This window comes from Streptomyces spongiae, from assembly GCF_009377185.1.
GTDB lineage: Bacteria > Actinomycetota > Actinomycetes > Streptomycetales > Streptomycetaceae > Streptomyces > Streptomyces spongiae.
In genome coordinates this window covers 1-23,335 of the sequence record NZ_VJZC01000106.1, presented here as the reverse complement: position 1 = coordinate 23,335, position 23,335 = coordinate 1, and the positions used below count along the sequence as shown (strand labels likewise).

The 23,335-nt window shown below is 74.9% G+C and carries 2 protein-coding genes and 2 pseudogenes; all 4 read right to left on the bottom strand.

The window, feature by feature from the left end; translation table 11 throughout:
- A pseudogene (locus tag FNH08_RS53540) lies at positions 1–7,339 on the bottom strand (SDR family NAD(P)-dependent oxidoreductase); the annotation flags it as partial.
- Positions 7,340–7,447: 108 nt separating this feature from the next.
- Positions 7,448–10,588, bottom strand: a pseudogene (locus FNH08_RS17245) (type I polyketide synthase); the annotation flags it as partial.
- A 340-nt stretch (positions 10,589–10,928) separates the two neighbouring features.
- Entirely contained in the window at positions 10,929–21,419 is a 10,491-nt protein-coding gene (locus FNH08_RS53095) for a type I polyketide synthase (RefSeq protein ID WP_407704393.1), read from the bottom strand.
- A 32-nt stretch (positions 21,420–21,451) separates the two neighbouring features.
- The coding region (locus tag FNH08_RS17235) for a type I polyketide synthase (RefSeq protein ID WP_152772374.1) at positions 21,452–23,335 on the bottom strand (1,884 nt) is incomplete at its 5' end.

Sequence of the window (23,335 nt, the reverse complement as noted above, 5' to 3'; positions counted from 1 at the left end):
GCTCGGCGGGGGGCGCGGAGCGGGCGGTGCCGGGGAAGCAGCGCCGCCAGTCGAGGGGCAGGCCCGCCGCCCAGCCGGCCCCCGCCGACAGCAGGAAGGCGCGGGCGTCGCCGGCCCGGCGCCGTACGGACCCGAGGACGACCGCGTCCTCGGCGCCCACCGCCTCACAGGTCTCACCGATCGCCCCGGCCAGGACGGGGTGCGGGCTGCTCTCGACGAACACGCGGTGCCCGGCCTCCAGCAGAGCGCGGGTGGCCGCTTCCATGCGCACGGTCTGCCGCAGGTTGCGGTACCAGTAGCCGGCGTCCAGGGCGGTGGTGTCGAGGCGGCCACCGGTGACGGTGGAGTAGAACGGGACACCGGCCTGGCGCGGGGTCAACGTGCCCAGAACGTCGAGGAGTCGGTCCTTGACGGCCTCGGTCTGCGGGCCGTGCCCGGCGATGTCGGACTTGATGTCCTTGGTGCGCAGGTTCCGGCGGGCGCACAGGTCGCGCAGTTCGTCGAGGGCTCTGTTCTCGCCGGAGACGACGACCGTGGAGGGGCCGTTGAGTACCGCCACGCCCAACCGTCCGGGCCATGCCCGAAGCAGGGGCTCGACGCGGTCGACGGGTGCGAACACCGTCATCAGCCCGCCCAGTCCGCCGAGTTCGAGCATCGTACGGCCGCGCAGCGCCACCAGCCTGGCCGCCTCCTCCACAGTGAAGGCGCCCGCCACGTGCGCGGCGGCGATCTCGCCCTGGGAGTGGCCGACGACGGCGCCGGGTTCGACGCCGAGGGAGCGCCACAGGGCGGCCAGCGCGACCATCGTGGAGAACAGCGCGGGCTGCACGACGTCGGCCCGGTGCAGCATGTCGGGGTCGTCGCCCTCGCCGCGCAGCAGGTCGGCCGGTGAGAAGTCGACGTAGGGGGCGAGGGCATCGGCACAGTCGTCGACGGTGTCTCGGAACACCCGTGAGGTGTCGTACAGTTCGCGGCCCATGCCCCACCACTGGGAGCCCTGGCCGGGGAAGACGAACACCGGTCCGCCGGTGTCGTCGGCGGCCGTGCCGCGCACCACGGCGGGGTCGGCGGTGCCGGCGGCCAGGGCGTCCAGCGAGTCGAGGAGCCGGTCGCAGTCGTGGCCGAGGACGACGGCGCGGTGCGGGAGGGCGGCGCGGGTGGTCGCGAGCGACCAGGCTGCCGCCGCGGGGGGCGTATGCGGGCGGGAGCGCAGGAACGCGCCGATGCCGGCGGCCTGTTCGGCCAGCGCCGGAGCCGTGCGGGCGGACAGCAGCAGGGGCAGGTCGGCGGTGTCGACGGGCGGCTTCGCCTCGGGGCCGGGCTCGGCGGTGGGCTGCGGGGGCGCCTGCTCCAGGACGACATGGGCGTTGGTGCCGCTGATGCCGAACGCGGAGACGGCGGCGCGGCGCGGCCGCCCGGTGCCGGGCCAGTCCCGCGCGGACCGCAGCAGCCGTACGCCTCCCGCGGTCCAGTCGACGCGGGTGGAGGGCGTGTCGGCGTGCAGGGTCCGCGGCAGGGTGCCGTGTTCGAGGGCCAGTACCGTCTTGACGACGCCCACCGCGCCGGCGGCCGCCTGGGTGTGGCCGATGTTGGACTTGACCGACCCCAGCAGCAGGGGATGCGCGCGGTCCTGTCCGTAGGTGGCGAGGAGGGCCTCGGCCTCGATGGGGTCGCCGAGCCGGGTGCCGGTGCCGTGCGCCTCGACGGCGTCCACGTCGGCAGGCGTGAGTCCGGCGTCGGCCAGCGCCTCGCGGATGACGCGCTGCTGGGCTGGCCCGTTGGGCGCGGTGAGCCCGTTGGAGGCGCCGTCCTGGTTCACGGCCGACCCGCGTATCACGGCCCGTACCCGGTGGCCCAGGCGGCGGGCCTCGCTGAGGCGTTCGACGACGAGGAGGGCGACGCCCTCGGAGTAGCCGGTGCCGTCGGCGTCGTCGGAGAAAGCCTTGGAGCGGCCGTCGCGGGCGATGGCGCCCAGCCGTTGGATGCGGGCGAAGCTCGCCGAGTCGGTCATCACGGTGACACCGCCGGCGAGGGCGAGCGCGCACTCGCCGGCCCGGACCGCGCGCACCGCCTGATGCAGGGCGACCAGCGAGGCGGAGCATGCGGTGTCCACGGTGACCGCAGGGCCCCGCAGACCGAGGGTGTAGGAGACACGGCCGGACAGGGCACTGGCGGCGAGGCCGGTGGCGGCGTGGCTCTCGGTGCGTTCGGAGGAGCCGCTGACGACGTGGGCGTAGTCCTGCCCGTTGCTGCCGACGAACACACCCGTGCGGCTGCCGCGCAAGGTGTGCGGGTCGATGCCGGCCCGTTCCACTGCCTCCCAGGCGGTCTCCAGCAGCAGGCGCTGCTGCGGGTCCATGGTGACCGCCTCGCGCGGGGAGATCCCGAAGAAGTCCGCGTCGAAGGCGTGGGCGTCGTAGAGAAATCCGCCTTCGAGACGCCCGCCGCCGTCCGCGAACTCCGTCAGGTCCCAGCCGCGGTCGGTGGGGAAGGGCCCGATGGCGTCCCGTTCCTCGACGAGCAGGTCCCACAGGAGCTGCGGGGAGTCGGCGCCGCCGGGCAGCCGGCACGCCATGCCGACGATCACGACCGGGTCCTCGGCGTCCCCGGGGGCTTCGGGCGGGTCGGCGGGGGCGGTGTCCTCCCCGGTGCCGGTCAGGGCGCCCAGCAGATGCTCGGCGAGGCCGCGCGGGGTGGGGTGGTCGAAGACGACGCCGGCGGCGAGCGGCAGTCCGGTCGTGGCGACCAGCCGGTTGCGCAGGTCGACGGCGGTGAGGGAGTCGAAGCCGGAGGCGCGGAACGGCCGGTCGGGTGAGACGTCGGCCACGCGGCGGTGGCCGAGGGCGGTGGCGGCCTCGGCGCGCACCGCGTCCAGGACGAGCGTGGCGTGCTCGGTGTGCGGGGCGGTACGCAACCGGTCGGCGAGTGGCGTTGTGGGCGTGTCCGGTGTGGTGCGGGTTTCGGGAGCCGGTACGGCGGGGTGGTCGTCGAGGACCGGGCTGCGGCGCAGGCCGGACCGCAGGGTGGTGGCCAGTGGTTCGAGGTCGGCGACCAGGAGGGCGGGGTGGGGCTCGGCGGTGGCCTCCAGCAGAGTGGTGAGGGCGAGTTCGGGGTCGAGGCCGCCGAGGCCGGACCGTCGGCTCTGCGCGTCGTCGAGCCCGGCGGCCATGCCGGCGCCGCGCCAGGCCCCCCAGGCGATCGACACGGCGGGCAGCCCTTCGGCACGACGGTGGGCGGCGAGGGTGTCGAGCACGGTGTTGGCCGCCGCGTAGTTGGCCTGGCCCGGGTTGCCCAGGGCGCCGGACACCGAGGAGAACAGCACGAACGCCGACAAGCCATGCCCTCGGGTCAGTTCGTCCAGGTGCAGCGCTCCGGTGACCTTGGCGCGGTACACGTCGGCGAAACGGTCGGGGGTGAGGCGGTCCAGCACGCCGTCGTCGAGGACACCGGCGGTGTGCACGACAGCGGTCAGCGGCCGGTCGGCGGGGGTCGCGGCCAGCAGGGCGGCCAGCGTGGCCCGGTCGGCGACGTCGCAGGCGGCGATGTCCACCTCGGTGCCGGCTTCTGCCAGTTCGCGTCGCAGGTCGGCTACGCCCGGCGCGTCAGGTCCGCGCCTGGAGACCAGCAGCAGGCGCTCGGCACCCTCCCTGGCCAGGCGACGGGCGACCTGCGCGCCCAGACCTCCTGTGCCGCCCGTGACGAGGGTGGTGCCGTCGGGACGCCAACCAGGGGACGCCCCGCCGACCACCCCACCAGACGCCTCAGCACCAAGCTCCACACCAGGGCCACCAACACCACCCGCAACAAGGGCGGTACCAGCCGGGCGCCCGCCGGAGGACACCACGTCGGCCACCCCACCAGACACCTCCGCACCGACCTCAACGCCAGGACCAACATCACCCGTGACAGGGGTGGCACCGGCCGGACGCCAACCGGAGGACACCCCGCCGGGCACTCCCCCGGGCGTCTCGGGCTCCCATCTCGCCGGCACGACCCGTCGTACGAGGGCTCCGGTGGCGCGTACGGCCACCTCGTCCTCGTCGCCGGACGCCGTGAGGGCGGCCAGCGCGGTGGCGACCGTGTGCGGCTGGGGGTCGTCGGCGGGCAGGTCGAGCAGGCCGCCCCAACGGTCGGGGATCTCGCGGGCGGCGACCCGGCCGAGCCCCCAGACCGCGGCCTGGCCGAGACCACGGGCGCGGTCGCCCTCCTCGGCGGCCACGGCCTCGCGGGTCACGCACCACACGGGTGCCCGCAGCCCGGCGTCGCCGACGGCCTGAACGGCCGTGAGCGCGCTCAGGAGCCCGGCCGGCACATCCGGTCCGCCGGTCTCGCCCAGCGCGGTGAGGCACAACACGCCGGCAAGGGCGGTGTCGCCCGCGGCGTCCCGCAGGAGCGCGGCCAGTGTGGCGCGGTCGGCACCGACTGGGCACTGAACCGGCACGGCGGCGGTGCCGAGAGCGTCGGTCAGAGCCCGGGCCCAGGGGTCGTCGCCCTCCGGCAGAAGGAGCAGCCGACGGCCCGTCACCTCGCGGGCCGGTGGGAGGAGGTGCGGCTGCCACCGCTCGCGGTGGCGCACGGCGTCCAGGGCGGCTCGGCTGCGGTGCCGGGACCGCCACGACAGCAGGGCGGGTACGACGGACCGGACGGCGTCCTCCGTCACGCCGAGGCGGTCGGCGAGCGCGGCCGGTTCCGTGCGGCCCAGCGCCGCCCACAGGTCCGCGCCGTCCGTGTCCCGGGTGGCTGGGCGGAACGGGAAGCGGCTGCGGCGGAACGGGTGGGTGGGCAGGTCGACCCGCTCGGCGCCCGTGCCGGCGAACAGGGCCGTCCAGTCCACCGGGACGCCGTGCACGTACAGCCGGGCCAGGGCAGTGACGGCCGAGTGCTCCTCGTCCGGGCCGCCGTGCAGCAGGGGTGTGACGACTGCGCCCGGCGGCAGGGTCTCCTGGGCGAGCGCCGCGAGGACCCCGCCGGGGCCGATCTCCAGCCAGGCGCCGACGCCCTGACCCGCCAGGGTCCGCACGCCGTCGGCGAAGCGGACGGTCTCGCGCAGATGCCGTACCCAGTAGCCGGGGGTGGTCAGGTCACCGGGCGCCACGAGCCGTCCGGTCACGTTGGAGACGACGGGCAGGGTGGGTTCGGCGAACGACAGGTCCGCGACGGCCTCGTGGAACGCGTCGAGGGCGGGCTCCATCAGCGGTGAGTGGAAGGCGTGCGAGACCCGCAGACGTGCGGTGCGGTGCCCAGCCTCCGCCACGCGGGACGCGACGGCGTCCACCGCCTCGCCGGGGCCGGAGAGCACCACGGAGCGCGGCCCGTTGACCGCGCCGAGGACGACGCCTTGGGCGAGCAGGGGGCGAATCTCCTCCTCGCCGGCGGCGACGGCGACCATCGCGCCGCCGGCCGGCAGGGCCTGCATCAGCCGGGCCCGCGCGGACACCAGCCGGCAGGCGTCGGTCAGGGACAGCACGCCGGCGACGTGGGCGGCGGTGATCTCGCCGACGGAATGCCCCATGACGTGTTCGGGCCGCACACCCCAGGAGACGACGAGCCGGTACAGGGCGGCCTCGACGGCGAACAGGGCGGGCTGCGCGAACTCCGTGCGGTGCAGGATCTCCTCGTCCTCGCCCCACATCGCCGGCCGCACCCGTGGGTCGAGTTCGGCGAGGACCTCGTCGAGAGCTGCGGCGAACACGGGGAAGCGCGCGGCGAGTTCGCGCCCCATGCCGAGGCGCTGGCTGCCCTGCCCGGAGAACAGCACGGCGACGGACGGCTCGTCGCCGGCGACCGCCTCGGCGAGTGGCGGCGCACCCTCGGCGGAGCCGAGCAGCACGGCCCGGTGCTCGAAGGAGGACCGTCCGGCGGCCAGCGAGTGGCCGACGTCGAGCGGGTCGTTGCCGGTGGCCCGGGCGCGCACGCGGGCCACGTGGTCCGCGAGGGCCTCGGCGCTGCGGGTGGACACCGGCCAGGGCACCACGCGGACAGGCGGCGGGGCTGCCTCGGCCGCCGATGGGGGCTCGGGCGCCGCCTCCAGAACCACGTGGGCGTTGGTGCCGCTGATGCCGAACGCGGACACGGCGGCCCGCCGTGGCCGGCCGGTCTCCGGCCAGTCGGTGGTCTCCCGCAGCAGTTCGATCCGGCCGGCCGTCCAGTCGACGGCGCCGGTGGGCTCGGCGGCGTGGAGGGTGCGCGGCAGCCTGCCGTGTCGCATCGCCAGCACCGTCTTGATGACGCCGCAGACGCCCGCGGCGGCCTGGGTGTGCCCGATGTTGGACTTCAGCGAACCGAGCAGCAGCGGATGTGCGCGGTCCTGGCCGTACGTGGCAAGCAGCGCGGACGCCTCCACGGGGTCGCCGAGCCGAGTGCCGGTGCCGTGTGCCTCGACGGCGTCCACGTCGGCGGGTCCGAGTCCGGCGGCGGCGAGGGCCTGCCGGATCACCTGTTGCTGGGCACGGCCGTTGGGGGCGGTCAGACCGTTGGAGGCGCCGTCGGAGTTGACGGCGGTGCCCCGGACGAGCGCCAGGACGGGGTGCCCGTGGCGGCGGGCGTCGGACAGCCGCTCCACGACGACCACGGCGACGCCCTCGGACCAGCCGGTGCCGTCGGCCGCGGCGGAGAATGCCTTGCATCGGCCGTCGGGGGCGAGGCCGCCCTGCCGGCTGAACTCGGTGAAGACGGCCGGATCGGACATCACGGTGACGCCGCCGACGACGGCCAGTTGTGTCTCGCCGCTCCGCAGGGCCTGGACGGCGGTGTGCAGGGCGACCAGTGAGGAGGAGCAGGCGGTGTCCACGGTGACGGCCGGGCCTTCGAGGCCGAGGACGTAGGCGAGCCGGCCGGACAGGACGCTGGAAGCGGTGCCGGTCATCACGTGGCCCGCGCCGTCGAAGGGTCCAGGGCGTCCGGAGTCCCACTGGTAGGTGCCCGCGTAGACGCTGGTGCGGCTGCCGCGCAGGGACAGCGGGTCGATGCCGGCGTGTTCCAGGGCTTCCCAGGCGACTTCGAGGAACAGCCGCTGCTGCGGGTCCATCGTGGCGGCCTCGCGGGGCGAGATACCGAAGAACTCCGCGTCGAAGGCGTCGGCCCCGGTGAGGAACCCGCCGCCACGCGCGGTGCTCTCGGTGAGCAGCGCGGTCAGGTCCCAGCCACGGTCCGCGGGGAAGCCGGTGACGGCGTCAACGCCCTTGTCGACGAGCCTCCACAGGTCGTCGGGTGAGGTGACGTCTCCGGGCAGACGGCAGCCCATGCCGACGACGGCGACAGGGTCGTCGGCCGGGGCTGCGGAGGCGGGGTGTGTCTCGAGTTCCTCGATGCGCCGGTGGGCACGGCGCAGCTCCGCCGTGACCCTCCGGAGATAGTCGACGACTGAGTCCTGCTGTTCTTCCTGCACGGTGGATGTCCCATCGCTTCGGCGGGCGTTCGTGGCCTTGCGGGAGGGGGTGGGCGCCGGTCAGTGGATCGGGAACTCCTTGTCGATGAGGTCCAGGAGCCGGTCGACGGGGGCGGCGGCGATGTCGGCGGGGTCCCTGGTGCCGTCGGTGCGTCCCGGTCCCGGTGCGGGGCGCGGGCCGCGGTGGCCGAGGTCGGTCAGCAGGGCCTCGAGGCGGTGCACCGCGCGGCGCCGCGCGGGGTGGTCCTCGGGCAGGTCGCGCAGGGCCTGTTCGAAGCCGGCGGGCCAGTCGGGCAGGGGGCGCGGCGTTTCGTCGAGGCGCTCGGCGAGCCGGGCGGCGAGCGCGCTCGGGGTGGGCTGGTCGTAGAACAGTGTGGCGGGCAGGTCGAGGCCGGTGGCCCGGCCGAGGCGGGCGCGCAGTTCGGTTTCCGCGTAGGAGTCGAGGCCCAGGGAGCGCAGGGCGAGGCGGGGTTCGACGCGGCCGGGGTCGGCGTGCCCGAGGACGGCGGCGGCCTCGCCGCGCACCACGGTGAGCAGGGCGCGAACGCGGCGCGGGCCGGAGAGGGCCCGCAGCGCGGCCGGTCCGGCGGCGAGCCGGTCGTCGGCCCGGGCCGCGGCGGGCGCGGGCGGCGCCGTGTCCGCCGGGGTGGGCCAGTGGCGTTCACGCTGGAAGGGGTAGGTGGGCAGGTCGGTGCGGCGGGCGCCGGTGCCGTCGAACAGGGCGGGCCAGTGCACGTCGCTGCCGGTGACGTGGAGGCGGGCGAGCGCGGTGAGCAGGGCCGTCTCGGGTTCGGTTCCGGCGCGCTGGGCGGCGACCGTCACCACGCCGGTCCACGCGAGCAGGTCGACGGTGCTCGCGGTGAGAGTGGCGTCCACGCCCACTTCGAGGAAGGTGTGAACGCCGGCGGCTCGCAGGGCGGTGACGACATCGGCGAACCGTACGGTCTCGCTCGCGTGACGGATCCAGTGGTCGGACGAGGCCAGGTCGGTGCCGGTGACAAAGGTGCCTGTGACGGTGGACACGAGCGGGATGCGGAGTTCGCGGGGTTCGATGCGGGCCACGTCGCCGCGGTACTCGTCGAGGGCGCCGGCCACGAGGGGGGACGGCAGTCCGTGCGGTGCGGGGAGTGGGACGGTGGCGCGCCCCTGGGCCGCGAGGGCATCGGCGATGAGGGCGACTTCGTCCGCTGCGCCGGAGAGGACGATCCGGTCGGGGCCGTCGACGGCGACGACGGCGACGTTCGGGGTGAGCAGTGGTGCCGTCTCGGCCTCGGTGGCGCGTACGGCGATGGTGGCGGCGGGCGCGAGCCGCTCGGCCAGCCGGACCCGGGCGGCGACGACCCGGCAGGCGTCGGTGAGGGACAGCGCTCCGGCGACGTGGGCGGCTGCCACCTCGCCGAGTCCGTGCCCCGCGACGTGGGAGGGGGTCCGGCCGAGGGACTCCAGGAGCCGGTACAGGGCGATCTCGTGGGCGAACAGCGAGGGTTCGGCGGTGCGGGGTGTGCCCGGTTCCGCGGCGTCGCCGCCCACGAGGGCGGGCAGCGGGTCGGGCAGCAGTCCGTCGAACGCGTCGCGGACCGTGTCGAAGGCACGCGCGAACACCGGGAACCGCTCGGCCAGGGCGGCGGTCCGGTCCGCGTGGGGGCCGCCGTGTCCGGCGAACAGCATGGCTGACGCACCGGGTTCGGCGATGCAGCGTGCGACGGTGGGCGTACCGTCGGCGCAGGCCAGCAGGACGGCGCGGTGCGGCAGCGCGGTGGCACGCCCGGTGGCCAACGAGTGGGCGATGTCGGCCCGGTCCCGGTCGTCGGCGGGGGCCAGGCGCCTCAGCCGGGCGACCGCCGCGTCGAGGGCGCTCGCGGACCGCGCGGAGACCACCCAGGGCACGATGCGCGGGATGCTGCCGGGCTCGTCGGTGCGGGTGGGGGCGGTCGGTGACTGTTCGAGGACGACATGGGCGTTGCTGCCGCCGATGCCGAATGAGGAGACGGCGGCGCGGGGCGGCCTGCCGGTGTCGGGCCAGTCGGTCGTCTCGCACAGCAGCCGCACCGAGCCGGCCGACCAGTCGACCGCGGGGGTGGGCTCGGAGACGTGCGGGGTGGCGGGCAGGATGCCGTGTCGCAGCGCGAGCACGGTCTTGATGACGCCGATCATGCCGGCGGCGGCCTGAGCATGCCCGAGGTTGGCCTTCACGGAGCCGATGAGCAGCGGGTGGTCGCGCCGGCGCCCGTAGGTGGCGAGGAGCGCCTCGGCCTCCACGGGGTCACCGACGCGGGTGCCGGTGCCGTGTGCCTCCACGGCGTCGATGTCGCCAGGGGTGAGCCCCGCGTCCTCCAGGGCCAGGGCGATCAGCTCGCGCTGGGCGGCGCCGCTCGGGGTGGTCAGCCGGTCGGTGGCGCCGTCGGCGTTGACGGCGGTGCCGCGGACGACGGCGAGGACGGGGTGGCCGTGCCGCTGGGCGTCGGCGAGGCGTTCCAGGACGACGACTCCGACGCCCTCGGCCCAGGCGGTGCCGTCGGCGTCGGCGGAGAACGGCTTGCATCGGCCGTCGGGGGCGAGGCCGCCCTGCCGCGCGTAGGCGACGAGGCTGCGCGGCGTGGACAGGACATTGGCTCCGCCGGCCAGGGCGAGGGTGCACTCACCGGCGCGCAGGGCGCGGACCGCGCTGTGCAGGGCGGTCAGCGAGGAGGAGGACGCGGTGTCGAGGGTCAGCGCGGGGCCGCGCAGCCCGAGGACGTGGGCGACGCGGCCGGAGGCGACGCCGGGCGCGGTGCCGGTGACGGCGTTCGCGGCGGCGTCCTCGACGGCGCGCGCGGTGGCCAGGGCGTAGTCCTCGCCGCTGACGCCGACGTAGACGCCGGTGCGGGTGCCGTGCAGCGACGTCGGGTCGATGCCGGCGCGTTCCACGGCCTCCCAGGCCGTTTCCAGCAGCAGCCGCTGCTGGGGGTCGGTGCCGATGGCCTCACGGGGCGAGAGCCCGAAGAAGCCGGCGTCGAAGTCGCCGACGCCGTCGAGGAATCCGCCGCGCCGCGGCAGGGGGGTCCGGCCCCGCCCGTCGAGGGCGTTCGGGTCCCAGCCCCGGTCGGTGGGCAGCGGGCCGGTGGCGTCGCGTCCGGCCAGGAGCAGCTCCCACAGCCCCTCGGGGTCGGTGATCCCGCCGGGCAGTCGGCAGGCCATGGCGACGATCGCAACCGGTTCGGTGGGCACCGGGTCGTGCAAGTCGAGGTACTCCAGTCCGGACAGGATGGTCATGCCGCACCGCCTCCGATGGTTCACGCACTCGACGAGACTGCTGTGGAAGGTAGAGGGGGGCGGTCTCGGTTTTCCTTAGACCTGTAGACCTCTAGACCTGTGGACCTGCTGAATTTGCTGGACCTGCTGGACCTGCTGGACCTGTCGGACGGCCGTCCGTGCCCGCCGGGGCGCACGGCCGGTCCTCCGGCGGTGCGTGGTCGGCCCGACGGCGTGGATGCCGGGGCCGGGCCGGTGGTCCGCTCCCGGCTCGCGGCCCGGCCCTCCGTGTGTGGCCGGCTCCGACCGGTCAGTTGCCACCGGCGGCCTCCAGGGAGCGCAGCCACTCGTCCACCAGCTGTGCCGTCCGGGCGGAGTCCTCGGCGATGAGGGTGTGGTGGTCGGCCTGGATCACGCGGATGATGTCGGCGGGCACCGCCGGTGCCTGGTCCTCACCCACGCCGGGCAGGGAGTCGGCGCAACGGATCAGCAGCGACGGCACGTCGGTCGTGTAACGCTCGGCGTCGCCGGTGGTCATGCGGATGAACCAGTACGCCATCGCCGACAGCCGGGCGGTGTCGAGCTTCACGGTCGGACGGTCGATGCCGAAGAGGTAGTTGTCCTGGACCCGGTTCCAGTCGACGCCCTCCCCTTCTTCGTAGCCCAGGCTGAGGGTGTCGAGCATGACGATGCCCTCGGGCCGCACGCCCCAGGTCTGCTCCAGGATGCCGGCCGCTCGGTGGGCGAAGGTGCCGCCGGTCGAGTAGCCGACGAGGACGAAGGGCTCGCCGTCGCTGGCCAGCAGCACGCTCTCGGCGACGAGCCGGGCCGCGGCCTCGCTGGTGGCGGGCAGCGGCTCGCCCTCGGCGAAGCCGAGCAGCGGCAGCGCCGAGACGTGCCTGCGGCCGCGGAAGGGGGCCGCCAGTCGCGCGTACTGGTGCGGGCCGCCGGTCGCTCCGGGCGCACTGATGCAGATCAGCCGCGGCAGCGCGGGTCCGTCCGCGAGGGTGATCGCCTGGGGCAGCTCCGGTACCTCCGCGGTGAGCTCGACCTGAGGGCGGGTGGCGGCCACGGCCATGAGCAGCCGCATGGCTTCGAGGGTCCTGCCGCTCTTGACGGTGTCGAAGAACAGCGTCACCAGCGAGTCCGGCGAGTTCTGCCGGGTGCCCACGGTGAGGGCGCCGGGGTCGGCGGGCTGCCCGCCCTGGTGGGCCAGTTGGCCGTCCAGCCACTGGGCGAGCCGGAGCGGCGTGCGGTTCTCGAAGACGGCCGCGGTGGGCACCCGCAGGCCGAGCGCCTCGCCCAGTTGGTTGCACAGTTCCAGCGCGATGAGCGAGTCGAAGCCCAGGGTGAGGAACTCGCGGTCGGGTTCGACGGTCGTGCTCTCCTTGCGGCCGAGCAGCACCGTGGAGGTCCCCACGACCAGGTCGAGCAGTGTCCGCTCCCGTTCGGCGGCGTCGAGCCGGCTCAGCCGGTCCCGGAGCGTGGCGAACGACGGGGTCGTGGCCGCCGCCGTGCGGCGCGGGGCGGCGATCAGGCCGCGCAGCACCGTCGCGACCTGTCGGGGGGTTCGGGACCGGTCGACCCGCAGCGGAACCAGCTGCGGCTCGTCGCGGCGCAGGGCGGCGTCGAACAGCGCGAGGCCGAGTTCCCGGCCGAGTGGCGGGAGCCCGGAGCGTTCCATGCGCTGCAGGTCGGTGTCGGTGAGGGCGGCGGTCATGCCGGTGCGGCGGGCCCACATGCCCCAGGCGAGCGACGTGGCGGGCAGGCCGCTGCTTCGCCGGTGGGCGGCGAGGGCGTCGAGGTAGGCGTTGCCCGCGGCGTAACTCGCCTGGCCCTGGCTGCCGAGGACGCCGGAGACGGAGGAGTAGAGCACGAAGGCCGCGAGATCGAGGTCGCGGGTGGCTCGGTGCAGGTGCCAGGCGGCGTCGGCCTTGGGGCGCAGCACCGTGGAGACCCGTTCGGGGGTGAGGGAGGTCAGGACGCCGTCATCGAGGACGCCGGCCGTGTGCACGACGGCGGTCAGCGGGTGGTCGGCGGGGATCGCGGCGAGCAGCGCGTCGACGGCGTCGGCGTCGGCGACGTCACAGGCCGCGATCGTCACCTTGGCGCCCGCGGCGGTGAGTTCGGCCCGCAGGTCGGCCGCGCCCGGTGCGGCCTCGCCGCTGCGGGCGGCCAGCAGCAGGTGCCGTACGCCGTGTGCGGCGACCAGGTGCCGGGCGAGGTCGGCGCCGAGCCCACCGGTGCCGCCGGTGACCAGCACGGTGCCCTCGGGGTGCCACGGGGCGCGGTCGTGCGCTCCGCTGTCGTCGGGGACGGGGGCCAGCCGGGGGACCCGCGCGGTCCGCTCGCGCACCACCCACTGTTCCTCGTCGGCGAGGAACAGGGCGGGCAACGTGGCGGCGGACTCGTGCGCGTCGTCCAGGTCGACCAGGACGAACCGGCCGGGGTGCTCGGACTGCGCGGAGCGGACCAGGCCCCAGACGGCCGCCGCTGCCGGGTCGGTGAGGTCCTCGCCGTCCAGGGCCATCGCACCGCGGGTGACGAGCACGAGGCGGGACTTGTCGAGGCGTGGGTCGGCGAGCCAGTCCTGCAGCAGGGCCAGGACGCGGTGCACCGTCTCGTGGACCGCGTCCGGTCGATCGCCGCCGTGGACGGAGACGAGGAAGCCGTGCGGCACGGGGCCGTTGTCGCCGCCCTGCCCGATGGCCGCGGCGAGGGTCTCGGCGTACGACACCACCGTCTCGCCCGCCAGGGCCATGGCCTGCCCCAGGTCGTGCCGGTCGTCGCCGACGACGGCCCAGCGGGCGCCGGCAGCCGGAGTCAGGGCGGCGGGCGCGGGGATCCACTCGAGGCGCAGCAGCGAGTCGAGCAGGTCGTCCGCGTGGCCCGCGGCGGCCTGGTCGGCGACCGCGTGGTCGGTGGCGGGGCTCAGGGTCACGGAGTCGACGGTCAGGGCCGTCCGCCCGGCCACGTCGGTCGCGGTGAGGCCGAACGTGTCGGGGCCGGTGGGGACGATACGGGCACGCAGCACGGTGGCACCGGAGGCGTGCAGGACGGCGCCCCGCCAGCCGGTGGGCAGCGTCCGCTCGTACGGCTCCCGCTCGGCGTGGACGCGGGCGTGCAGCACGGCGTCCAGGAGTGCGGGGTGGAGTCCGAACCCGTCGTCAGCGCGGGCCGGTTCGGGCAGGACGGCCTCGGCGTACACCTCCTCGCCGCGCCGCCACACGCCACGCAGGCCACGGAAGGCCGGCCCGTGGTCGACTCCGGCGCGGGCCCACCGCTCGTGGGTGTCGTCGGGGTCGATGCCGGTCGCCCCCGTGGGTGGCCAGACGGTGCTGTCGAACGCCGTGGCCGGTGTGGCGGAGGGGGAGAGAACGCCGGTGGCGTGCCGGCGCCAGGGCGCGTCTCCCTGTGCGGGCCGCGCGTGACAGCGGACCGTGCGCCGGCCCTCGTCGTCGGGTGCGCCGACCCGCATCTGTACCTGGACCGTCCCTTGCGCGGGCAGCTCCAGCGGGGTGTCGACGGTGAGTTCCTCGACCCGGTCGCAGCCGGCGAGGTCACCCGCCCGAACGGCGAGTTCGAGGAAGCCGGTGCCGGGCATCGACGCCGTGGACGCGACGCGGTGCTCGGTCAGCCACGGCTGCTGGGACGCACTCAGCGTGCCGGTGACGACGAGCTCGCCGGTGTCGGCGACCGTCACCGCGGCGCCGAGCAGCGGGTGTCCGGTCGGATCGATGCCGACGCCGGTGAGGTCGGTGGCGGGCGCGGCGGCCGTCGGCCAGTAGCGCTCGTGTTGGAAGGGGTAGGTGGGCAGGTCGACGCGGCGGGCGCCGGTGCCGGTGAAGAAGGCCGGCCAGTCCACCGGGACGCCGGTGGTGTAGAGCCGGGCCAGCGCGGTCACCGCGGCCGTCTCCTCATCGCGGTCCCGCCGCAGCAGGGGCACCACCTCGGTGGCGTCCGGGACGCTCTCCCGCACCAAGGGGGTGAGGACGGCGTCGGGCCCGATCTCCAGGTAGTGCCCCACGCCCTCGTCGGCGAGGGCGCGCAGGCCGTCGGCGAACCGGACGGTCCCACGGACATGGCGCACCCAGTGGTCGACGGAACGACCATCGCCGCCAGGCAGCTGGGAGACCAGACGCAGGGTCGGCTCGCCGAAAACCAGCCCACCAAGAGCGGTGCGGAAGTCGTCGAGCATCGGGTCCATCAACGGCGAGTGGAACGCGTGACTGACCGGCAGCCGCGTCTGCCGCCGCTCCCCCAGCGCCGCCAGCACCCGCTCCACCCCCTCCTCCGTACCCGAAAGCACCACCGAACGCGGCCCGTTGACCGCCGCCAGTGCCACGTCCTCCGTCAGATGCGGCCCCACCTCCTCCTCAGCCGCCTCCACCGCGACCATCGCACCACCCTCCGCCAGCGCCTCCATCAACCGCGCCCGCGCCGACACCAGCACACACGCATCCCGCAGCGACAACACCCCGGCCACGTGCGCCGCCGAGATCTCACCCACCGAATGACCGGCCACGTACTTGGGTGTCACGCCGAGCGACTCGACGAGGCGGTACAGGGCGACCTCGACGGCGAACAACGCCGGCTGCGCCACGCCCGTACGCTCCAGCGCGACCGGGTCGTCACCCCACATCGCCTCCCGCACACCGGGCACCAGTTCCCTCAGCACCTCGTCGAGGGCCTGCGCGAACACCGGGAAACGCTCGTACAACTCCCGCCCCATACCCAGCCGTTGAGCGCCCTGACCGCAGAACAGCACCGCGAGCGGGCCGGGTTCGGCAACCGCCCGCGCCGCCTCGGTGAGTCCGTCGGCGGTGGCGAGCAGAACAGCCCTGTGTGGGAAGACGGATCGGCCGGTGGCCAGGGAGTGGCCGACGTCCACGGGCGTGTGGTCCTGCGTGTGGGCGCGGATGCTGTCGAGCTGGGCGTCGAGCGCGGCCTTGCCGGTGGCGGTGACGGGCCACGGCACCGCGCGAGGGGCGACGGTGACCGGCTGCTCCTCAGCCGCGAGGTCCGGGGCCTGTTCCAGGACGACATGGGCGTTGGTGCCGCTGATGCCGAAGGACGACACGCCCATGCGGCGCGGATGTCCGGTGTCGGGCCAGCCGGTGTGGGCGGTGGCGATCTCGACGGCGCCCGTGGACCAGTCGACGTGGGACGAGGGCACGTCGGCGTGCAGGGTGCGCGGGACGACGCCGTGCCGGATCGCCAGGACGGCCTTGATGAGTCCGGCGGCGCCGGCCGCGGCCTGGGTGTGCCCGATGTTGGACTTCACCGAGCCCAGCAGCAGCGGCCGTTCCCGGTCCTGACCGTACGTCGCGAGCAGGGCCTGCGCCTCGATCGGGTCACCCAGCCGCGTCCCGGTACCGTGCGCCTCCACCGCGTCCACCTCGGCCGGCTTCAGGCCCGCCGACGCCAGCGCCTGCCCGATCACCCGCTGCTGCGACGGACCGTTCGGCGCCGTCAGCCCGTTCGACGCACCGTCCTGGTTGACCGCGGAGCCCCGCACGGTGGCGAGGACCGGGTGCCCGTTCCGCACGGCGTCCGAGAGCTTCTCCAGGACGACCATGCCGACGCCCTCGGACCAGCCGGTGCCGTCGGCGTCGTCGGAGAAGGCCTTGCAGCGGCCGTCCTCGGCGAGGCCGCCGTGGTGGCGGAAGCCCGCGAAGGCGGCGGAGGTGGTCATCACGGTGACGCCGCCGGCCAGGGCGAGGGAGCACTCCCCGCTGCGCAGCGCCTGCGCCGCCAGGTGCAGCGACACCAGCGACGACGAACACGCCGTGTCCACCGTGACCGCCGGGCCCTCGAGCCCGAAGACGTAGGCGAGACGGCCGGAGATGACACTGGCCGCCAGCATGACGCCACGGCCCTCCATGTCCTTGGCGCGGGCGAGGAGGTGGTGGTAGTCGACGCCGTTGCTGCCGACGAACACTCCCGTGCGGCTGCCGCGCAGGCTCTGCGGGTCGATACCGGACCGCTCGAACGCCTCCCAGCCGGTCTCCAGCAGCAGGCGTTGCTGCGGGTCCATCGCCACCGCCTCGCGTGGGCTGATGCCGAAGAACTCGGGGTCGAAGCCGGCGGCGTCCTGCAGGAAGCCGCCCTGGCCCTGGATCTCCCAGCCGCGGTCGGCGGGGAAGGCGGAGATGGCGTCACCGCCGGAGGCGACCAGCTCCCACAGCTGCTCCGGCGTCCGCACACCGCCGGGGAAACGGCAGGCCATGCCGACCACGACGACCGGGTCCTCGGCGGTGTCGCCGGGCTCGGCGGCGGGCAGCGGGCCCTCCGACTCGTCCTGGCCGCCCAGGAGTTCGGCGACGAGATGTTCGGCGAGGCTCCGGGGCCTGGTGAAGTCGAAGAGAAGGCTGGCGGGCAGGGCGAGGCCCGTGGCGCGGGCGAGCTGGTTGCGCAACTCCATCGACGTCAGCGAGTCGAAGCCGATGTCGTGGAAGGCGCGTTCGTCGTCCACGGCCTCCGGTCCGCCGTGGCCGAGAACTCCGGCGGCGTGCGTGCGGATCAGGTCGAGGAGGAGCGGGACGCGCTCGTCCTCGGCGGCGGCGTACACCTTGCGGCGCAGCACGGAGGCGGCGGAGCGCGTGTCGTCGCGGAGGCGGCGGGCCGCGCCGCGGGCCTCCTCCGCGGCGGGCAGGGCACTGAGGGCGGCGCAGGGGCGGATACTGAACAGCATCCGCAGGGTGTCCTGCTGCTGGAGGTCGGCGACGACGGTCACGGGTGCGGCGTCGACGGCGAGTTCGGCCAGCACGCCGAGGGCGAGCCCGGGTTCGAGGGCGGTGGTGCCGGTCTCGCGCAGCGCCTCGGTCAGCGCGGCGGCCATGCCTCCGCCGTCCCAGGCGCCCCAGGCGACGGACGTGGCGGGCAGTCCTTCGGCCCGGCGCCGCTGCGCCAGAGCGTCCAGCACCGTGTTCGCCGCCGCGTAGTTGCCCTGACCAGGGTTGCCCACCGCGCCGGCCACCGACGAGAACAGCACGAACGCCGACAGACCGTGCTCTCTGGTCAGCTCGTCCAGCAGCAGCGCCGGGCTGACCTTGGCGCGGAACACCGCTCCGAAGCGCTGCGGGGTGAGGCCGTTGAGCACGGCGTCGTCGAGGACTCCGGCGGCGTGCACCACGGCCGTGAGCGGCACGTCGGCCGGGATGCCCTCCAGCGCCGCCGAGAGCTCCGCCCGGTTGGCCGTGTCACACGCGGCGATGGTCACCCGCGCTCCCAGCGCGGTCAACTCGGCCTCCAGATCGTCCGCGCCGGGCGCCTGTCGGCCGCGGCGGCTGAGCAGCAGCAGATGCTCCGCACCGTGCTCGGCCGCCCAGCGGGCCACATGACCGCCCAGCGCACCCGTGCCACCCGTGATCAGCACCGTGCCGCACGGCGCCCACACCGGAGCCTGTTCCGTGCCCGGCGCCGGGACGAGACGCCGCCCGAAGACGCCGGCGCCGCGCACGGCGGCCTCGTCCTCCTCGGCCGCGCCGGCCAGGTGTGCGGTGAACCGGCGCAGCGTGGCGTCGTCCGGTTCTCCGGGCAGGTCGATCAGCCCGCCCCAGCGGTCGGGGTACTCCAGAGCGGCGACCCGCCCCAGCCCCCACAGGGCTGCCTGGAGGGGCTGGACGGTGTCGTCGGGTGAGACGGCGACCGCTCCGCGGGTCGCGGCCCAGACCCGGGTGCGCATCCCGGCGTCGTCCATGGCCTGCAACAGCACGGCGGTGTCGACGAGTCCGACCGGGACGCTGGTCCAGCGGGTGGCGTCGGTGCCGGCGAGCAGGGAGAGGACGCCGGTGAAGCGGGTGCCGTCGACGGTGAGCCGGGACAGTTCCCCGGCGAGTTCACCGCGCGTGGGCCGCTTGCCGAGCCGAAGGGACACGGTGTCGGGACCGAGGGCGGTGGTCACGGCCTCCAGCCACGCACTGTCCGTGTCGGGCCCGTCGGCGGGCAGGACGACCAGCCAGGTGCCGGACGGACCGGCCGCTGGTGTGGTCCGCAGTGGCTGCCACGTCTCGCGGAAGCGCAACGCGTCGGACAGCGACCGGGCGCGGCGCCTGCTGCGCCACGCGGACAGCGCGGGGACGACGCCGCCGAGCGTCTCGGTGCCGATGTCCAGCCGGGCGGCGAGGGCCGCCAGGTCCTCGCGTTCGACCGCGGCCCAGAACTCGGCGTCCACACCGCCGCCGTCCCCGGAAGGGAGCACGGCGTCGGCGGGCTCGGGCCAGTAGCGCTCGTGTTGGAAGGGGTAGGTGGGCAGGTCGACGCGGCGGGCGCCGGTGCCGGTGAAGAAGGCCGGCCAGTCCACCGGGACGCCGGTGGTGTAGAGCCGGGCCAGCGCGGTCACCGCGGCCGTCTCCTCATCGCGGTCCCGCCGCAGCAGGGGCACCACCTCGGTGGCGTCCGGGACGCTCTCCCGCACCAAGGGGGTGAGGACGGCGTCGGGCCCGATCTCCAGGTAGTGCCCCACGCCCTCGTCGGCGAGGGCGCGCAGGCCGTCGGCGAACCGGACGGTCCCACGGACATGGCGCACCCAGTGGTCGACGGAACGACCATCGCCGCCAGGCAGCTGGGAGACCAGACGCAGGGTCGGCTCGCCGAAAACCAGCCCACCAAGAGCGGTGCGGAAGTCGTCGAGCATCGGGTCCATCAACGGCGAGTGGAACGCGTGACTGACCGGCAGCCGCGTCTGCCGCCGCTCCCCCAGCGCCGCCAGCACCCGCTCCACCCCCTCCTCCGTACCCGAAAGCACCACCGAACGCGGCCCGTTGACCGCCGCCAGTGCCACGTCCTCCGTCAGATGCGGCCCCACCTCCTCCTCAGCCGCCTCCACCGCGACCATCGCACCACCCTCCGCCAGCGCCTCCATCAACCGCGCCCGCGCCGACACCAGCACACACGCATCCCGCAGCGACAACACCCCGGCCACGTGCGCCGCCGAGATCTCACCCACCGAATGACCGGCCACGTACTTGGGTGTCACGCCGAGCGACTCGACGAGGCGGTACAGGGCGACCTCGACGGCGAACAACGCCGGCTGCGCCACGCCCGTACGCTCCAGCGCGACCGGGTCGTCACCCCACATCGCCTCCCGCACACCGGGCACCAGTTCCCTCAGCACCTCGTCGAGGGCCTGCGCGAACACCGGGAAACGCTCGTACAACTCCCGCCCCATACCCAGCCGTTGAGCGCCCTGACCGCAGAACAGCACCGCGAGCGGGCCGGGTTCGGCAACCGCCCGCGCCGCCTCGGTGAGTCCGTCGGCGGTGGCGAGCAGAACAGCCCTGTGTGGGAAGACGGATCGGCCGGTGGCCAGGGAGTGGCCGACGTCCACGGGCGTGTGGTCCTGCGTGTGGGCGCGGATGCTGTCGAGCTGGGCGTCGAGCGCGGCCTTGCCGGTGGCGGTGACGGGCCACGGCACCGCGCGAGGGGCGACGGTGACCGGCTGCTCCTCAGCCGCGAGGTCCGGGGCCTGTTCCAGGACGACATGGGCGTTGGTGCCGCTGATGCCGAAGGACGACACGCCCATGCGGCGCGGATGTCCGGTGTCGGGCCAGCCGGTGTGGGCGGTGGCGATCTCGACGGCGCCCGTGGACCAGTCGACGTGGGACGAGGGCACGTCGGCGTGCAGGGTGCGCGGGACGACGCCGTGCCGGATCGCCAGGACGGCCTTGATGAGTCCGGCGGCGCCGGCCGCGGCCTGGGTGTGCCCGATGTTGGACTTCACCGAGCCCAGCAGCAGCGGCCGTTCACGATCCTGACCGTACGTCGCGAGCAGGGCCTGCGCCTCGATCGGGTCACCCAGCCGCGTCCCCGTGCCGTGCGCCTCCACGGCGTCCACCTCGGCCGCCTTCAACCCCGCCGACGCCAAAGCCTGCCGGATCACCCGCTGCTGCGACGGACCGTTCGGCGCCGTCAACCCGTTCGACGCACCGTCCTGGTTGACCGCGGAACCACGCACAGTAGCCAGGACCCGGTGCCCGTTCCGCACAGCGTCCGAGAGCTTCTCCAGGACGACGACGCCGATACCCTCCGACCAGCCGGTGCCGTCGGCGTCGTCGGAGAACGCCTTGCAGCGGCCGTCGGCCGCCAGGCCGCCCTGCGCGTCGAAGCCAGCGAAGGCGGCCGGGGTCGTCATCACGGTGACGCCGCCGGCCAGGGCGAGGGAGCACTCCCCGCTGCGCAGCGCCTGCGCCGCCAGGTGCAGCGACACCAGAGACGACGAACACGCCGTGTCCACGGTGACCGCCGGGCCGACCAGGCCCAGGACGTAGGCGACGCGGCCGGAGATGACACTGGCGGCGAGGCCGGTGCCGGCGTGCCCGGACAGGTCCTCCTTCGCGGTGTGCACGAGCCGGACGTAGTCCTGGCCGTTGGTGCCCACGAACACGCCGGTCCGGCTGCCGCGCAGGCTCTGCGGGTCGATGCCGGACCGCTCGAACGCCTCCCACCCGGTCTCCAGCAGCAGGCGTTGCTGCGGGTCCATCGCGAGCGCCTCGCGCGGGCTGATGCCGAAGAAGCCCGCGTCGAAGCCGCCGGCGTCGTCCAGGAAGCCGCCTCGGCCCTGCAGGTCCCAGCCGCGGTCCGCGGGGAACGCGGTGATGGCGTCACCGCCGGAGGCGACCAGCTCCCACAGCTGCTCCGGCGTCCGCACACCCCCGGGGAAACGGCAGGCCATGCCGACCACCGCGACCGGCTCGTGGCGTCCCGACTCGGCCTCGTCGAGACGCCGCCGGGTCTCGTGCAGGTCAGCGGTGACGTACTTGAGGTACTCGACGAGTTTCGCTTCGTCCGGCATGGTCAAATGCCCTTTCCTCGGAGGGAGATACGACCGGTTCAGCGGTCGGTGGGTCGGCCGATCTCGCTGTCGATGAAGGCGATGATCTCTTCGGCACCGGCGGCGGCGATGCGCTCACGCACGTCGTCGTCCGCGCCCGGCCGCTCGCCGCCGTCGCCGGTGATCCGGGCGAGCAGGGCCCGCAGCCGGGCGGCGGTACCGGCCCGGACGGCGGGGTCGAGGCTGTCCGCGGCGAGCGCGGTGACCAGGGCCGTGTCCAGGCGGTCGAGTTCGGCGTGCAGTACGCCGGCGGGTGGTGTCGAGCCGCGGCCGAGGCGCTGAGCGAGGTGTTCGGCGACGGCCTGCGGGGTGGGGTGGTCGAAGACGAGGGTGGCGGGGATGCGCAGCCCGGTGGCGCCGGCGAGCCGGTTGCGCAGTTCGACGGAGGTGAGGGAGTCGAAGCCGACGCGCGCGAACTCGTCGTCGGCGCCGATCTGTTCGGCCGTGTCGTGGCCGAGGGTGGCAGCGGCCTCGGTCCGTACGAGGTGCGTGAGGTGCAGCGTGCGCTCGTGGGGGCGCAGTCCGTCGAGGAGGGCGGCGAGTTCGGCGGCGCGGTTTTTCCCGGCGGCCGTGCGGCGACCTCCTACCAGGCCGCGCAGGATCGGCGGCACCGGCCCGGCGAAGGGCAGGGAGGAACCCCTGCCCGCGGTGGTCCGCATCAGCACGGGCCGGGCGTCGTCCCGGGCGACGGCCGTGTCGAAGAGGATGAGACCCAGTTCGGGTTCGAGGGGCGGTGTTCCGGCGCGGCGCAACCGCTGGACGTGCTCCTCGCTCAGGGCGCTGGTCATGCCGGATACATCCGCCCAGGGTCCCCAGGCGAGCGAGTGCGCGGGCAGCCCGGCCGCTCGGCGGTGCTCGGCGAGGGCGTCGAGGAAGGCGTTGGCCGCGGCGTAGTTGGCCTGGCCGGGACTGCCGAGGACGCCCGCGGTGGACGAGTAGGTGATGAACGCGTCCAGACTCATGTCACGGGTGACCTGGTGCAGGTGCCAGGCGGCGTCGGCCTTCGGCCGCAGGACGGCGTCGACCCGGTCCGGGGTGAGGGCGTCCAGCACGCCGTCGTCGAGGATGCCGGCGGTGTGCACGACAGCGGTCAGCGGATGCTCGGCGGGGACGCCGGCGACGAGGGCGGCCACGTTGTCCGGGTCCGAGACGTCGGCGGCGGCCAGGGTGACGTGGGCGCCGTGGGCGGCGAGTTCCTCGCACAGTTCGTGGGCGCCGGGGGCGTTGGGGCCCCGCCGGCCGGCCAGCAGCAGGTGGCGCGTGCCGTGGGCGGTGACCAGGTGCCGGGCCAGGATCCGGGCCAGGCCGCCGGTGCCGCCGGTGATCAGCACGGTGCCGTCGGAGCGCCAGCGGGCCGGACCCGCGTCGGCCGTGGCGGCCACGTCGGGCACGTGTGCGAGACGCGCCACACGCACGCGTCCGTCGCGCACCATGAACTGCTCCTCGTCCGTGTCCGGAAGGGTGGGCAGTACGGCCGTGGAGGACGCGCCGCCGTCGACATCGGCGAGGAGGAACCGGCCGGGGTGTTCCATCTGCGCGGACCGCACCATGCCCCAGACCGCCGCGGCGGCCGGGTCGGTCACGGCCTCGCCGTGCGGTGCGACCGCGCCGCGGGTGACGAACACCAGGCGGGTGCGGGCGAACCGGTCCTCGGCGAGGAACTCCTGCATCTGCTCCAGCGCGTGGTGCGTCAGCTCGTGGACCGCTCGGGCGGCGTCACCGGGGCGGCCCGCGAGCGGGACGGCGACCATCCGCAGAGGTGCCTCGTCACCTTCTCGCAGTTCGCCCAACGACTTCACCGGTTCGGCGAGCGAACCGAGGGCGACGGCGGGGTCGGTGTCCTCGGCCGCGAGGACGTACCAGGGGGCCGGGTCGGCGGGGAC